This is a genomic window from Candidatus Pantoea communis (genome assembly GCF_011752685.1).
GTDB classification, from domain to species: Bacteria; Pseudomonadota; Gammaproteobacteria; order Enterobacterales; family Enterobacteriaceae; genus Pantoea; species Pantoea communis.
In genome coordinates this window covers 162057-177968 of the sequence record NZ_VWXC01000004.1, presented here as the reverse complement: position 1 = coordinate 177968, position 15912 = coordinate 162057, and the positions used below count along the sequence as shown (strand labels likewise).

The 15912-nt window shown below is 55.7% G+C and carries 15 protein-coding genes; 4 read left to right on the top strand and 11 right to left on the bottom strand.

The window, feature by feature from the left end; genetic code table 11:
- Positions 1–11: 11 nt before the first annotated feature.
- The 8 genes from F3J37_RS08025 to rppH all read right to left on the bottom strand — a co-directional run bounded on the left by F3J37_RS08025 (position 12) and on the right by rppH (position 6469).
- Positions 12–263 carry a prepilin-type N-terminal cleavage/methylation domain-containing protein gene (locus tag F3J37_RS08025; RefSeq protein WP_166932982.1) on the bottom strand — a complete coding sequence of 84 codons (252 nt, stop codon included), beginning with the start codon at positions 261–263 and terminating at the stop codon, positions 12–14.
- A 22-nt stretch (positions 264–285) separates the two neighbouring features.
- On the bottom strand, positions 286–714 hold the full coding sequence (locus tag F3J37_RS08020; RefSeq protein WP_166932911.1) for a DUF2509 family protein: 429 nt from the start codon (positions 712–714) through the stop codon (positions 286–288).
- Entirely contained in the window at positions 711–1250 is a 540-nt protein-coding gene (locus F3J37_RS08015; RefSeq protein WP_160868320.1) for a prepilin peptidase-dependent protein, read from the bottom strand. The genes F3J37_RS08020 and F3J37_RS08015 overlap by 4 nt, the downstream gene beginning before the upstream one ends.
- Positions 1241–1711: a prepilin-type N-terminal cleavage/methylation domain-containing protein gene (locus F3J37_RS08010; RefSeq protein WP_166932909.1), complete on the bottom strand. Its 471-nt coding sequence runs from the start codon at positions 1709–1711 to the stop codon at positions 1241–1243. The genes F3J37_RS08015 and F3J37_RS08010 overlap by 10 nt, the downstream gene beginning before the upstream one ends.
- Positions 1712–1891: 180 nt before the next feature.
- Positions 1892–2686 carry a thymidylate synthase gene (gene thyA, locus F3J37_RS08005; protein WP_166932908.1) on the bottom strand — a complete coding sequence of 265 codons (795 nt, stop codon included), beginning with the start codon at positions 2684–2686 and terminating at the stop codon, positions 1892–1894.
- Positions 2683–3564: a prolipoprotein diacylglyceryl transferase gene (lgt, locus tag F3J37_RS08000; protein WP_034823111.1), complete on the bottom strand. Its 882-nt coding sequence runs from the start codon at positions 3562–3564 to the stop codon at positions 2683–2685. The genes thyA and lgt overlap by 4 nt, the downstream gene beginning before the upstream one ends.
- 115 nt (positions 3565–3679) lie before the next feature.
- Entirely contained in the window at positions 3680–5926 is a 2247-nt protein-coding gene (gene ptsP / locus F3J37_RS07995) for a phosphoenolpyruvate--protein phosphotransferase (protein ID WP_038645088.1), read from the bottom strand.
- Between the two features lie 12 nt (positions 5927–5938).
- Positions 5939–6469, bottom strand: coding sequence for an RNA pyrophosphohydrolase (gene rppH, locus F3J37_RS07990; protein ID WP_034823115.1), 531 nt, complete (start codon positions 6467–6469; stop codon positions 5939–5941).
- A gap of 684 nt (positions 6470–7153) precedes the next feature.
- Between rppH and mutH the strand changes: the two genes are divergently transcribed.
- The 4 genes from mutH to F3J37_RS07970 all read left to right on the top strand — a co-directional run bounded on the left by mutH (position 7154) and on the right by F3J37_RS07970 (position 10268).
- Positions 7154–7840, top strand: a complete 687-nt coding sequence (mutH, locus tag F3J37_RS07985) for a DNA mismatch repair endonuclease MutH (RefSeq protein WP_166932906.1) — start codon at positions 7154–7156, stop codon at positions 7838–7840.
- A 197-nt stretch (positions 7841–8037) separates the two neighbouring features.
- Positions 8038–8748, top strand: a complete 711-nt coding sequence (locus F3J37_RS07980; protein WP_034823125.1) for a TerC family protein — start codon at positions 8038–8040, stop codon at positions 8746–8748.
- Positions 8749–8865: 117 nt separating this feature from the next.
- Positions 8866–9084, top strand: coding sequence for a YgdI/YgdR family lipoprotein (locus tag F3J37_RS07975; protein WP_034823127.1), 219 nt, complete (start codon positions 8866–8868; stop codon positions 9082–9084).
- A gap of 143 nt (positions 9085–9227) precedes the next feature.
- Positions 9228–10268, top strand: a complete 1041-nt coding sequence (locus tag F3J37_RS07970) for an NADP(H)-dependent aldo-keto reductase (RefSeq protein ID WP_045816396.1) — start codon at positions 9228–9230, stop codon at positions 10266–10268.
- A 202-nt stretch (positions 10269–10470) separates the two neighbouring features.
- Here F3J37_RS07970 and lplT read toward each other — a convergent pair whose 3' ends face one another.
- The 3 genes from lplT to F3J37_RS07955 form a co-directional block, all read right to left on the bottom strand.
- On the bottom strand, positions 10471–11661 hold the full coding sequence (gene lplT, locus F3J37_RS07965) for a lysophospholipid transporter LplT (RefSeq protein ID WP_058961810.1): 1191 nt from the start codon (positions 11659–11661) through the stop codon (positions 10471–10473).
- On the bottom strand, positions 11658–13808 hold the full coding sequence (aas, locus tag F3J37_RS07960; protein WP_166932905.1) for a bifunctional acyl-ACP--phospholipid O-acyltransferase/long-chain-fatty-acid--ACP ligase: 2151 nt from the start codon (positions 13806–13808) through the stop codon (positions 11658–11660). The genes lplT and aas overlap by 4 nt, the downstream gene beginning before the upstream one ends.
- A gap of 708 nt (positions 13809–14516) precedes the next feature.
- The gene (locus F3J37_RS07955) at positions 14517–15911 is read right to left on the bottom strand and encodes an efflux transporter outer membrane subunit (protein ID WP_058961812.1); all 1395 of its coding nucleotides are present in this window, start codon (positions 15909–15911) and stop codon (positions 14517–14519) included.
- Between the last annotated feature and the right edge of the window lies 1 nt (position 15912).

The window sequence follows — 15912 nt, the reverse complement described above, 5'->3', positions numbered from 1 at the left end:
CCGAGGTCACCTTAGTGACAATTGAGCTGAGCCAGGCTGGCACTGCGCTGTTGTGAGCCCGTCACCGTGATGCGCTCCAGCACGCATCCTATGCCCACACTCTGCTGCTGACGATCGATCTGCCAGCCCGCCACCTCACGCCCCAGCAAGGCTTGTCCGGCAACCTGCCACGCCTGGCGCTGCTGCCACTGCTGACTAAACCCTAAGGCCAGCGCGCGATGGTATTGCATCAGCGTACTAATGGTCATCGCCAGCAGCAGCATCGCCACCAGCGTTTCTGCCAGGCTAAAGCCCTGCTCCTCCTGCCTGCGGCTGGCAGTGCTCAGGTTTAGACAATGGACAGTAGTCAATCCAGCCGTGCGCCTGGGGATGCAGCCGTTGGTTGCGTGGCGAGACCCATTGCCAGAGGCGGAGTTCACTCTTTTCATCCTGACCCGATAACAGCGCATTGCCCTCCTCCATCTGCAATAAGCAGCTTAACCACTGGTGTATGGGCTGTTGCTGACATTGCCAGCCGGACGCCTCTGGCCAACTCTGCATCAGTCCCCATTGCAGCGCAGCCTGTGCCTGCGCAAAATCTTTATGGTGCTTCTGTGTATCGGCCACCAGCACCATGCCCTGTGACAACTGCGTGCGTGTGGCATGCAGCGTCAGGCTGCCGAGCAGTAACAGCATCAGCACCATGCCCAGCGTGCTGTTGCCGTGCTGGCTCATAAGTTTCGTCCTTCAATCCAGTGCTCCACCTGCAGGCTTTGTGTACCCGATCGCCCCGTCAGATGGAGCATTAATCGGGTGCCTTGCCGCACCACGCTAAAATGTTCGATGGTGAGGAAAGCGGGATCGGTTAGGCGTTCCCAACCGTTGCCGTTGCAGTTATCCACCGCGCGCTGCATTTCCAGCTGCCCGCTGCGCAACCGATAGCCGTAAAAGTCGCTGTCACTGCTGCCCACATCTTCCCAGCGCCCATTGCTGTTTTCATCCCAGCGCAACAGGACACAGCTGCCACCTGCAACGAGTGTGAGTGCCGGTCCGTTACATTGCCCACGACAGTATCCTGCACGCTGTAAAGCCTTTTGCAGCGTATGTGAAAGCTGCTGTAGCTCCTGTTGCAATTGCACGCGCTGCTGCAGGCGCAGATTTTGCTCCAGCAGCAGCGGCAAAAATCGCCCCACGCTGACCATCAATATCGCGCCTACTGCCAGAGCAATCAGCATTTCCAGCAGGCTGAAACCGGCCTCCGCTACTCGCACCCTTTTTCTCCGGTCTGGCAGGCGCGAATACGTGCTCGCGCAGAGATAATCACCCGCCAGCGACCGGCCGCATTTTCAATCTCAATGCTGCCAGGGCGCGCCACGTCACGCCGTCCAAAGAAACCCGGCTCGCCGATGATGGCACTGAAGCGTACCCCGGCATGCGGCGGTGCTAGCCACCAGCGTGAAGGCAGTTCACAGCCCCCTGCCGGTTTTACGCCTACGCCCAAACAGCCGCGCTCGCCGGGAATCAGCCACAAATTGAGATCGCTGTTATGCCCGTTCGCATGGGCGCGCAGCCGTAACAGAAAACCCTGCAGCTGCTGCACGCTATCGCGCAGTTGTTGATGCTGTTGCCAGCGCTGCCAACTGTGAAGAGCACCGAGGCTGAGTATTCCCGCGATGACCATCACCAGTAGCAGCTCCGGTAGGGTGAAACCGAGGTTTGCGTGTTTGTTCATGGCAGCCAATGTGCGCTTCAATCGAACAGGCAACAAGGCATCAAGCGGCAGGATGGAAAGCGTCGCGCAGGCTGTTTTCGCGCGGTACAGGCAGAGACAAATTTTTGCGAGGAGGATACAGATAACAGAGATAAAAAAGCCCCGCACAGTGGCAGGGCTTCAGCGTGATGACGCATGCGTTTACACCGCAACCGGCGCTTTAATGGCCGGATGCGGGTCGTAACCCTCAATCTCAAAATCTTCAAAGTTGTAATCGAAGATAGAAGCAGGTTTACGTTTGATCACCAGTTTCGGCAGCGGGCGTGGCTCGCGCGTCAGCTGCAGCTGTGCCTGCTCCAGATGATTGCTGTACAGATGGGTATCGCCACCGGTCCAGACAAAATCACCCACTTCCAGATCGCACTGCTGCGCCATCATATGCACCAGCAGCGCATAGCTGGCGATATTGAACGGCAGACCAAGGAAGATATCGCATGAGCGCTGATAGAGCTGGCAAGAGAGCTTGCCGTTTGCCACGTAGAACTGGAAGAAGGCATGACAGGGTGCCAGCGCCATCTGATCCAGCTCGCCCACGTTCCATGCCGATACGATGATGCGGCGTGAATCGGGATCGCGCTTCAACTGCTCAATCACTTTGCTAATCTGGTCGATCTCTTCGCCTGACGCACTACCCCAGCTGCGCCACTGCTTACCGTAGACCGGACCTAAATCGCCGTTCTCATCCGCCCACTCATCCCAAATCGTCACCTTGTTATCTTTCAGGTAGCTGATGTTGGTTTCACCTTTCAGGAACCACAGCAGCTCATGAATGATCGAACGCAGGTGTACTTTCTTGGTGGTGACCAGCGGAAAACCGTCCTGTAAATTGAAACGCATCTGGTGGCCGAAAATTGACAGGGTGCCTGTACCGGTACGGTCGGCTTTCTCTGCGCCTTCATTCAGCACATGTTGCATTAAATCCAGATACTGTTTCATTTTACCTCACGAGTTTGTTGCTGCGGACGACGACGGAACGCCCAGATCATCATAATCACACCGGCCAGAATCATTGGGATCGAGAGAATCTGCCCCATGCTGATGCCGCCTTCAAACAGGCCAAGTTGGGCATCCGGCTGACGGAAGAACTCGACGATGATGCGGAAAGCGCCATAGCCAATCAGGAACAGGCCAGAGACGCTGCCCATCGGGCGCGGCTTGCGAATAAACAGGTTGAGGATGATGAACAGCACGATACCCTCGAGGAACAGCTCATACAGCTGCGAAGGATGACGCGGCAACACACCGTAAGTGCTCAGCAGCTGCTGATACTGCGGATTGTTGGCCGCCAGCGCGATATCTTCACTGCGCGAACCCGGGAACAGCATCGCAAATTTGAAATTGGGATCGACACGGCCCCACAGCTCGCCGTTGATGAAGTTACCGAGACGACCGGCACCCAAACCAAACGGAATCAATGGTGCAATGAAATCAGATACCTGGAAGAAAGTGCGTTTAGTACGACGCGCAAACACCAGCATCACCACGATCACCCCAATCAAGCCACCGTGGAACGACATACCGCCATCCCAGACTTTGAACAGATAGAGTGGATTATCGAGGAACAGCGGCAGGTTATAGAACAGCACGTAGCCGATACGGCCACCGAGGAACACGCCGAGGAAGCCCGCATACAGCAGGTTTTCCACTTCTTCTTTTTTCCAGCCGCTGCCGGGTTTGTTGGCTCGGCGCACCGCCAGCCACATAGCAAATACAAAGCCCACCAGATACATCAAACCGTACCAGTGAAGCGAAATCGGTCCGATGGAGAAAATTACCGGATCGAATTGGGGAAACGAAATGTAGCCGTTAGTCATCTTTCACCATCGTTTTTTCTGCCCTGAAACGGGTCTGGCTAAGGGGTCATACCATAAAAGGCTGCGCATGATAGCACAGCCGCTTTTCACAATTGCCGCGGAAATGTAAACGCCGTTAACGGCCGCCGCGAATCAAACCGCCCAGGCCACGTCGCTCCATAAACGCGGACACCAGATGGCGCACTTCTGAAGCGGTATGGGCCGCCACGCCATTTTCACTAAGCTTCTGCGTTTCCTCATGATCGAGGTGGCGCAACAGATACTTCACGCGCGGAATATTTTTACCGTTCATGCTGAGGTGGTGATAACCCATGCCCACCAGCAGCGCCACGCACATCGGATCGCCGGCCATTTCACCACACAGGCAGAGTTCCAGTTTGGCCTGACGGGCTTCGTGGGCAATGCTCTGCAGCGCGCGCAGCATCGCCGGATGCAGCGGATCGTAGAGATTCGCCACACGGGTATTGTTGCGATCCACCGCCAGCAGATACTGCGTCAGGTCGTTGGTGCCCACCGAAATAAAGTCCACGCGATCCGCCAGATGCGGGATCATGAAAAGCATGGAGGGCACTTCGATCATCACGCCAATACGCGGTTTCGGGATCACATAGCCCAGCATCTCTTCCACTTCGCGACCGGCACGATCGATCAGGCGACGCGCATCGTCGATCTCATCGATATGGCTGATCATCGGCAGCAGAATGCTGAGATTGCCGGAGGCCACGTTGGCACGCAGCATGGCACGTACCTGCACCAGGAAAATTTCTGGCTGGTCGAGCGTCAAACGGATACCGCGCCAACCAAGGCAAGGATTCTCTTCACTGATCGGCATGTAAGGCAGCTGTTTATCGGCGCCGACATCCAGCGTACGCAACGTCACCGGCTTATCGTAGAACAGTTGCAGCATGCCTTGATATTGCGCGACCTGCTCCTCTTCCGACGGGAATCCGTTGTGCAGCATAAAAGGAATTTCTGTGCGGTACAGGCCGATGCCATCCACCCAGTTATCCAGCTTCTGCTCATGCTCAGGGCTCAGGCCCGCATTCAGCATCACCTGCACCCGTTCGCCGCTTTTCAGCTCGCCGGGCTGCTCCACCACACCTTCAGCCATTTTGCTCAGCGCATTTTCTTCGCTGATCAAACGCTGATACTCCTGCACCAGCACGGGTTCAGGATCGATTAACAACTCGCCGCGATAGCCATCGACAATCAGCAGGCGTTTGTTGAGCTGCGCAGGGATGATATCCGCACCCATGACGGTGGGAATGCCCATGGCGCGCGTCAGAATAGCCGCGTGGGAATTGGCTGCACCGTCGCGTACCACCACACCGGCTAAACGCTCCGGTGGCAGCTCTGCCAGCGTGGTCGCGGTGAGTTCATCCGCCACCAGCACGAAGCGCTCAGGCCAGGCATTAGTACCGACCAGCGTATCGTCGAGATGGAATAGCAGACGTTGTCCGAGCACGCGCAAATCGCCCGCACGCTCGCGTAAATATTGATCCTGCAGGCTGGCAAACTGTTCGGCGAACTTCTCGATCACCGTTTTCACCGCCCACTCGGCAACCGATCCACGATCAATCTCGGCAAACAGATCTTTTTTCAAACGGGCATCGGTTAACAGGTGCGAGTAGAGATCAAAGATCGCCGCACTCTCTTTTTGCACGCTGGCGGTAAAGCGTTTGCTGAAGCGGCGAAATTCATTGCCCGCCTCGCCCATTGCCAGCACCAGACGCTCGCGTTCACGCTGCACATCCAGCGTGGAGGCCGCAGAGACTTGATCCAGCAAGGGCTGGGTTTCATCAACCCAACCGGGCGCGACCGCCACGCCAGGCGCCGCCGCGATGGCTTTCACTCGCGTCTGACGGAACTGACCAAACAGTTGGCCGAGCTGTGATTGCGATAACAAGCCCGCCATCTGCGTGGCCAGCGTCACCAGGAAGGATTCTTCGCTTTCGTCGAACTGACGATGTTCGCGCTGCTGAACCACCAGCACGCCAAGCAGTTGGCGACGGCTGATGATCGGCACGCCAAGGAAAGAGCGATAACGCTCTTCTTTAACAGAAGGAATGTATTTGAAGCTGGGATGGCTTTGCGCATCGGCAAGGTTGATCGGCTCGGCTAAACGTCCGACGAGCCCGACAATACCTTCATCAAACGCCAGCGTGACAGTGCGACCGCGCGGCTTTTTCAGCCCGCGCGTCGCCATCAGGTAGTAGCAACGACGATCGTGATCTGCGAGATAAACCGAGCAGACCTCGGTTTCCATCGCAAGGCAAATTTCGTTTACCAGAATGTCGAGTGCTTCATTCAGACGCGGAGCACTCGCCACTTTCTCTACTATTTCGCGCAACTGAGTGAGCATAAAGGGCGTGGCCTATCCTCTTTTACGTCGATGAGCGGCATTGTTATTACGCTGCCCCGCACTCTCCTGCATAGACATCACCACGCCAGCGAATTCTTTCATCACGCGGCGATAGACATCGCGCTTAAAAGAGACGACCTGACGCACCGGATACCAAAAGCTGACCCAGCGCCAACCATCAAACTCCGGCGTGCTGCTGTGTTGCACATTGATCTCCGCGTCACTACACATCAACTGCAGAAGAAACCACTTTTGTTTCTGGCCGATACACACCGGCTTTGTGTCCCAACGCACCAAACGTTTTGGCAACTTGTAACGTAACCAGTTACGGGTTGAAGCAAGTATTCGAACATCTTTGCGGTGTAAACCCACTTCTTCGAACAGTTCGCGATACATCGCCTGTTCAGCGGTTTCACCCGGATTGATGCCTCCCTGAGGAAATTGCCAGGAGTGCTGTCCAAAGCGCCTGGCCCATAACACTTGTCCTTGCCTGTTACAGATTACGATACCAACATTCGGGCGGTAGCCATCATCATCGATCACTGGACTACCTCAAAGCTAAATTTGAATAGCCTGATTGTTTCACACTCCTTACAGGCGGTAAACCACTGGATATCCGGGGCGATAGCCGAATAAAAACAGGATAACTCACAGAGTTTAGCCAAGTTATAAACAGCTGAGCGGTTTTCAGGGCGATCTTATTCACCTTTTCTGTGGATAGCTTTGTGCAGAACACGGGAATGAGTTGAATAACCACTTCGGAAAATTCTCATAAGGCAGACAAAGAATAGCACTAAAAACACCATTAATCATAGTGATAGGAAAAAATGACAGTGTTATTTCAACGCGGATCACTTTCTAATTATCCTCAGGTTCCATTCGCTGCTCAAAGATCCACCACCGTCGCTTTTATCCACAGATAATGCCCTAAACCTGGTCAAAGAAAGGAAAAAAAGCGTTCAAATCGCTAAAGTCAAGGCTGTAAATCGAAACAGGGGTGCTCTGTGAGGGAGGTTATCCCACCATTCTGTGGATAAGTAGTCTGGAGATCCTGTTCATTGTCGATAACAAACTGGGATAACCTTGCCATAGCATCCACACCCGTCCGGCAATGCAAATAAAAAAGCACGCTTAATCATGCTATTATCACGGTTATTCACGCTGCGCGCATGTGGAAAACTCGTCCCCGCCAGCGCTGTACATCCTTTAACCAATATGAGTTTTGCCATGAATTCCCCCGTTTTATTGCCGCCGCCACCACAAAATGAAGCGGAATTACTGCAACGTGCACAACAGCTGGCAGGCCAGACGTTTGCCGCACTGGCAGCTCAGCTGGGTTTGCCGGTGCCAGCCGATTTGAGGCGGGATAAGGGCTGGGTTGGCATGCTGATTGAGCTGCACCTTGGTGCCAGCGCGGGCAGCAAAGCGGAGCAGGATTTCGCCCATCTCGGTATCGAACTCAAGACCATCCCCGTGGATGCGCTGGGCAAACCGTTGGAAACCACCTTTGTCTGCGTTGCGCCTCTGACCGGCAACAGCGGCGTAACCTGGGAGACCAGCCATGTGCGCCACAAGCTGGCTCGCGTTTTGTGGATCCCGATTGAGGGTGACCGTGCTTTGCCCCTCGCGGATCGTCGAGTGGGATCGCCGATGTTATGGCAACCGAGCGAAGAAGAAGATCAGCAGTTGCGTGAAGACTGGGAAGAGTTGATGGATATGATCGTGCTGGGCCAGGTGGAACGCATTACTGCCCGTCACGGCGCCTGGCTGCAGATCCGCCCGAAAGCGGCCAACAGCAAAGCGCTGACGGAAGCCATCGGTGAGCATGGAGAGCCTATAATGACGCTACCGCGCGGTTTTTATCTCAAGAAAAGCTTCACCGGACCGCTGCTGGCACGCCATTTTCTACTGTAAATGACTCGACTCCTTACACGACTGGTTCGGTTCCCCTGATGGGGCCTTTTTTTGGTGCAGCAAGGCGGCAAGTACGCGAATCCCCGGGAGCATACATAAGTAAGTGACTGGGGTGAACGTGAGCAGCCAAGGCAGCTGCAAGCCGAAACAGGACGTGTATAATCGCCGTTTAATTTTCGTTTAGGATTGAATGATTCATGTTTGACTGGATTGCTGATCCCAATGCCTGGCTGGCACTGGGAACATTGACCATTCTGGAAGTGGTTTTGGGTATCGACAACATTATCTTCCTGTCGCTGGTTGTCGCTAAGTTGCCGAAACACCAGCAAAACAAAGCTCGCCGCCTCGGTTTAATGGGTGCCATGCTGATGCGACTGGGTCTGCTGGCGTCCATTGCCTGGGTAGTCCGTCTCACCAATCCGCTGTTTACCCTGATGGATCACAGCTTCTCTGCGCGCGACCTGATCCTGCTGTTTGGTGGTCTGTTCCTGCTGTGGAAATCCAGCATGGAGATTCATGAAACCATCGAAGGCGCCGAAGGTGAGCACAAAACCAACGTCCACTCCTTCTTCGGCGCGATCGTTCAGATCATGTTGCTGGACATTATTTTCAGCCTCGATTCGGTGATCACCGCTGTCGGCTTGTCCGATCATCTGTTCATCATGATGGCTGCCGTGGTCATAGCGGTGCTGATGATGATGTTTGCCGCACGCGCCATTGGTGAATTTGTTGAGCGCCATCCATCGGTGAAAATGCTGGCGCTGGCATTCCTGATTCTGGTCGGCTTTACCCTGATTCTGGAGAGTTTCGGTATCCATGTACCAAAAGGTTACATTTATTTTGCCATGTTCTTCTCCATGGCCGTGGAGTGCCTGAACCTCATGCGCAGCAAGAAAAGCGCGGCTTAACGATGTCAAGGGCGAGCGCATCTCGCCCTTTAATTTTAGGAATGATGCGATTACGTCAGCCAGCGAAAGCATTTATTACTACACTTTTGCAGTTGAAGTAGGTTGAGGGAGATAAGAATGAAAGGGTTGGTGAGTGTCGTGGGTATTATGCTGGTCGCGCTGACGTTGAGTGGTTGCAGCAGTGATTACGTGATGGCGACCAAAGATGGCCGTATGATTAAGACTGATGGCAAACCGTCCATCGATAAAGAGACAGGTTTGGTGCAGTACACTGACGATCAAGGTCATGTGATGCAGATCAATGGTGACGAGGTCTCCACCATCATTGAGCGTTAAGTGCCAAATTCGATTGCCTGCACGGTTTTTTCCCCAGTGCAGGCGATTTCCCGAACTTTCCCCCCTTCCTTCCGCGCCGCTTCACAGGATATAGTCCCAGAGGACACAACATTCCCTTTCATAATGAAAAAAGGAAGCCGGCAATGCATTATCACCGCATCCCCCACAGTACGCTGGAAGTCAGCCAACTGGGGTTAGGAACCATGACGTTTGGTGAGCAAAACAGCGAAGCCGACGCCCACGCGCAACTCGATTACGCGATTAGCAGTGGCATCAACCTGATTGATACCGCTGAAATGTATCCGGTGCCGCCGCGCCCGGAAACCCAGGGATTAACCGAACAGTACATTGGCAGCTGGCTGAAGAAGCGCGGCAGCCGTGACAAGATCATTCTGGCCAGCAAAATTGCCGGTCCGGTGCGCGGCGCAGATGCGTCGATTCGCCCTAACCAGGCGCTGGATCGCAAAAACATTCGCGAAGCGCTGGATGCCAGCCTGAAGCGTCTGAACACCGACTATCTCGATCTCTACCAGCTGCACTGGCCGCAACGTCAAACCAACTACTTCGGCAAACTGGGCTACCAGTACAGCGAAACCACCGCCAACGTGACGCTGCTGGAAACGCTGGAAGCCCTGAATGAGCAGGTGCGCGCAGGTAAGATTCGCTACATCGGCGTGTCTAACGAAACCGCATGGGGCGTGATGCGCTATCTGCAGCTGGCTGAGAAGCACGAGTTGCCGCGTATTGTGACCATTCAGAACCCGTACAGCCTGCTGAACCGCAGCTTTGAAGTTGGCCTGGCGGAAATCAGCCAGCACGAAGGCGTTGAACTGCTGGCCTACTCAAGCCTGGCATTTGGTACTTTGAGCGGCAAATATCTGAATGGTGCTAAACCCGCCGGTGCGCGTAACACCCTGTTCAGCCGCTTCACCCGCTACAGCGGTGAGCAGTCGAATCAGGCGATTGCCGCTTATGTTGGTCTGGCGAAGAAGCACAATCTGGATCCGTCACAGATGGCACTGGCTTACGTCCGTCAGCAGCCATTTGTCGCCAGTACCCTGCTGGGCGCGACGACGCTGGAACAGCTGAAGATTAACGTGGAGAGTTTCAACCTGACGCTGAATGCCGATGTGTTAGAGGAACTGGAAGCGATTCATCGTCAGTATACTTACCCGGCACCCTAACGGGATGTCATCGTTGCGGCGCAACGGTTTGCGTCGCAACGACCTGCAGCATTGATTGCCTGGTGGCTAAGACTTTGGCCCGATGTGCCTGGATGCACACCCTACAGGCGTATGACGCGGTTTTTGATTGTGTGCACCCGAATGCGCGCATTTCGGATCTATGGTCGCCATTGCTGGCGACCTGGTTTTTCAACGCACCGCCTTAACGGCGCGATTTCCACCACAGCAACGCAATCGCCACAGCAAAAATCCCACCGAACCCGATACCGGTTGCCACTGCAGGTGCACCCAACTTAACAGCGATGGTGTACAGCGCCAGCATCACCAACATCGCGATGTTTTCACCGAAGTTCTGCACGGCAATCGCATTACCCGCGCCCACCGACTCTTTGCCGCGCTCCTGCAACAGCGCATTAAGCGGCACCACGAAGAAGCCACCGAGCGCACCCAACACCATCAGTACCAGATAGGCATTCAGCAAGCTGGTTTGCAGTGAGAACACCACCACCATCACGCCAATTAATATCCCGGCGGGCATGCAGCGGCGCACGGTTTGCAGCGTCACCAGTTTCGCCGCCGCGGCAGCACCAATCACAATCCCGATCGCCACCATGGCATTTAACGTGGTGGGCGTTTTATTGTCGGTGATACCGAGCGCCACGGGCACCCACAGCACCAGCAGGAAACGCAGCGTCACGCCTGCGCCCCAGAACATGCTGGTGCCGAGCAGGGAAAAACGCGTCTCGCCGTTACGCCACAACAGCAAAGCGGATTCTTTGAAACTGCGGAACATGGCACCAAACTGCCAGCTCTGACCCGGTCGTGCCGCTAACAGCTTAGGAATAAAGATATTCGCCACCACTGCCAACGCGTAAGTGAGTGCACACACAATCAGTGCGGCCAGTAGATTCCAGTCCGCCAGAATACCGCCCGCCACTGAACCCAACAGGATGGCAGCAATGGTAGAGGACTCCATCAGACCGTTGGCCTTCACCAGTCGTTCACCGCTAGTGATCTCGGTGAGGATGCCGTACTTAGCAGGCGAGTAGGATGCCGCACCAATACCCACCAGCGTATAGCCAAGGAATGGATTGAAGCCAAAACAGATAACCAGTGCGCCCAGCAGCTTGAGGCTGTTGGCGAACATCATCACCCGGCCTTTGGCAAAGCTGTCAGCCATCTGCCCGACAAACGGTGCCAGAAGAATGTAAGTGGCCACAAACATCATCTGCAAAATCGGCTGGCTCCAGTCGGGATAGAGCTGACTTTTCAGCACCGCCAGCGTGGCAAACAGCAGCGCGTTATCGCCAAACGCGGAGAAAAACTGCGCCACAATCACCGCCATCATATTGCGTGACAGTAACGGTGAATCGGGATTAACCGCCTGACTCATGCTTGATCCTCTTCGGCCAGCTGTTTCAGGCTGACGTAGTCTGGTTTACCGCTACCCAGCAGCGGCAGCTGTTTTATAAAGCGAATGTCACGCGGCACAGCCAATTCTGGCGCACCGATATCGCGGGCGGCTTTAAGCAGTTGCTCACGCCCCAGTTCGCTGTCAGTAGTGAACAACACTAAGGCTTCACCGCGATGACCGTCAGGGCGCAGTGACGCGGCATGCTGCTTCTCGCCCGAGGCTTTCAAAGCGATCTGTTCGACGCTTTCCAGTGACACCATCTCACCGGCAATTTTGGCGAAGCGTTTGGCACGGCCCTGAATCTGACAGAAGCCACCTTCATCGAAGCTAACAATGTCGCCGGTATCGTACCAACCGGCTTCCATCTCGCCTTCACCGTTATCGGCTACTGGCTTCTCCAGCACGCCAGGATTCTCGACGCGCAGATAACCGTTCATCACGTTCGGACCCCGCAGTTGCAGACGACCGCCCTGCTCAATACCCGGCACGGAGATCAAACGTGAATCCATGCCGGGCAGAATACGACCCACGGTGTGAGGTTTCGCCGCCATCGGCACGTTGATTGCCACCACTGGTGCACACTCGGTGACGCCGTAGCCTTCAAGAATACGAATGCCGTACTTCTCGGCGTAGATTTGGCGCGTGCCTTCCTGCAACTTCTCTGCACCCGCTACCACATAGCGCAGGCGTGCAAAATCATACGGATTGGCAAAGCGCGCATAGTTGCCGAGGAAAGTCGAGGTGCCAAACAGCACGGTGCAGTTACGGTCATACACCAGTTCGGGCACGATGCGGTAATGCAGCGGGCTCGGATAGAGGAACACCTGCGCGCCGGTCAGCAGCGGCGTAAACAGGCCGACCGTAAGGCCGAAAGCGTGGAATAGCGGCAGCGCCGACATAAAGCGATCGCGCGGGGTGAAATCCGCCACGGTGCGAATCTGTTCAACGTTAGCCAGCAGGCTTTTGTGCGAGTGCACCACGCCTTTGGGATTGCCTTCCGAACCCGAAGTGAACAGCACCATCGCGGCATCTTCCGGCTGCTGCCTGACCTGTGCGCGACGCGGCATCAGCAAGTGAGCCAGAATCCACAACTTGTCTTTCAGTGTGACGGTATCTTTCAGGTCTTCGAGGTAGATCCACTGGACTTCCGTTAAGCCCTGCGGCAGGTGCTCCAGGTTGCCTTTCTCAAGGAACTGGCGCGAGGTGAACACGGTTTTGACCTGTGAAGCGGTGAGCGCTGCACGCATGCCGTTGACGCCCGCGGTGTAGTTGAGCATCGCCGGAATACGCCCGCGCAGTGACGCCCCGAGGATAGCCGCCGCCGTGACGGTGGCATTGGGCAGCAGCAGACCAACGTATTCCCCCTGCTGGCTGTAACGCTCAAGAATTCGACCGACGCCGAGCGATTTTTTCAGCAGCCCGGTGTAGCTGTCCGGCTTGAAGTTGATGTCTTCGATGCAAGGTTTAGTCAGGCCATAACGCTGGCGTGCATTGAGAAAGGCTTCAAAGAGCGTTTCCCGTGGACGCACCGCCATACGCGCTTCCATCATCACATGATGTAAGTGCTCACCCGCCAATACGCGACGATCGCGTGCGCGTTTGGCTTCCGGCATCGGGATGACGGTAGCAGGCAATACGCTCAGGGTAATACGTGGGAACAGGCGACGTTTAAATACGCCCGCCAGACGACCAAACGGCGTGTACTCCGCGCCTTCAATGCGCATGGGCACCACGGTCGCACCCGATTTCGCCGCGACAAAGCCCGCCCCGCTGTAGATTTTCATCAGCGATCCGGTCACGGTGATACGGCCTTCCGGGAAGATTACCACCGGACGACCTTCATTGATCATGCGCACCAGATGTTTGATCGACATCGGTTTAGTGGGATCGAGCGGCACGAAGTCGATAATCGGCTTCAGGAGCCGCATAAACCATTGATCGCTGATCGAGGAATAGACGGCGAACACCGGTTTAATCGGCAAAAACAGCGCCACCAAAATGCCATCAAGGAATGACATATGGTTAGGGGTGATCAGCACTTTTTCTTTGTGCAGTGCGGTGAGATCGCCACGCAGTTCCACCCGCCATAACAGGCGAAACAGGAAACGCAGAACAGTGAAAAGCATGCCAGCTCCTTAGCAGCGGTAAAATATGGCGCTTACCTTGCAATATCTGGCGATTTTCGACAAGTGCTGCGGTGATTTATGGTGAGGAATTGAGGTGGGTGTGGTGTGTAGCCGGTAAAAATGTGCCGTTGGGGTGCTGTTTATTGTGAAATGCTGCTCAGTGCTAATGCAGACTGTGGGCGCTTTGGCATCAGTGCGTGTTGTTGAAAATAAGACTATTAGTATCGATGCGTTTTGCCAAAGAGGGAACAGGCTGCACATTGGCTCATATCTGTTAGGAAAGAAGGCAAGCGGAGCGTGTATTTTTTCGGTGTTTCGTTCAAAAAAGCACAATGCTCAAGGCCAAAGCCCCTCTACGGCGGTCGGGCTATCCGCAGCGCTGAGGCTTTTACGTTGGGCCAGGAGCCAGTCGCATGGATGCGACTGGCAGTTCGGGTTGGCCAGGACGGCCTTACCCGAACGGTCCGTAGGCACGACGTGGAAGACGAAGGCACCGCGTCAGCGGCGCGAGGACGGCCCGGCCGCCGCAGAGGGGCTATGGCCCATCCGCGCACCAAAGCAGTCCACTGAACAGAGACGCTATAGCCCACCACTCCGCACCCAAAAAAGCCCACAACAGAATCAACAGCCTCAAACTCAGCTGTTCTAAACTGCCAGACAATCTTCATCTATGCTGCTAAAACTCATCCCTGCCAGAACGAATAACACTTATCCCTGCCAACCCCCGCCCAGCGCGGCGATCAACTCAACGCTGCTCACCCACTGGGTGCTCTGCAGTGACAGTAAGCTCTGCTGCTCGCTCAGACTGCTGTTTTCCGTGGTGGCCACATCAAGGTAATCAATCATCCCGGCATCATACTGATTGCGCGTTACGCGTGCTGACTCCTGCGCAGCGCTGGTCGCCAGCTGCTGTGAAGCTATCTCACCCTTCAGCGTATTCAGCTGCACCAGATAATCTTCCACTTCCCCCATCGCCGTCAGCACCGACTGGCGATAATCCGCCACGCTGGCGTCATAGGCGGCGCGGGCCTGCTCCACTTTGGCTGAGGTGGCACCGAAGTCCAGCAGCGTGCCGCTTAACTCCGGCCCTAATGACCAGACGCGGTTTGGCAGCGAGAACAGACTGTTGATGGCCGATGAACTCACGCCGCCCGTGGCACTTAACGTCAGATCGGGATAGTAACCGGCAATCGCTACGCCCACCGCCGCATTGGCCGCTGCCACGTTACGCTCGGCATAAGCAATATCCGGACGACGCTGCAACAACGCAGAAGGCAGGCTGTTAGGGATGGCTGGCAGCGTGGCATCCAGCTTCGCCACTGGCAGCGAGAAATCAGCCGGTGCACGGCCCAGCAACAGCGCAATGGCGTGTTCCGACTGCGCGCGCTGCCACTGATAATCCTGTGCTGAGGCGCGCGCGCTCTCCAGCTGCATCTGCGCCTGTGCCAGCGTGGCGCGTGATTCGCTGCCCGCCGAGTACTTATTCTGAATCACCGTCATATAGCGCTGATAGGCATCGATACTGCGCTGATACAGGGCAATTTTTTCGTCGAGGATGCGCAGCTGGAAGTAATCCTGCGCCAGCTCCGATTGGGCACTAAGGGTGATATTCGCCAGTTCGGCCTTACTCGCCTGCGCGCTGGCTTTGTTTTCTTCCAGCGTACGGCGCAGTTTGCCCCACAAATCCAGCTCCCAGCTGGCGCTGAGATCGGCGGCATGCGCGTTGCTGACGCTGCGCTGCCCGGTGGTGCTGGCGCGACTACCGCTGCGCGTGCTGCTGGCGTCGTAGCTTACTGACGGGAACAGTGCCGCGCGCGACTGCGAGGTCAGCGCCTGCGCTTCACGGTACTGCGCGGCATAGCTCGCCACATTCTGGTTGGAGATGCTCACCTGACGCAACAGACTATCCAGCGTGGCATCGTGATACACCGACCACCAGTCGCCTTTGCTCTGCTCATCCTGCGGCGCGGCCTGCTGCCAGCCTTTGGCTTCTTTAAAGTGGGTCGGCATCGCCATGGTCGGGCGCTGATAATCCGGCCCCACCGCACAACCTGCCAGCAACAGTGCCGCTACCATCGGGGTAAATTTCAGAACATTTTTCATC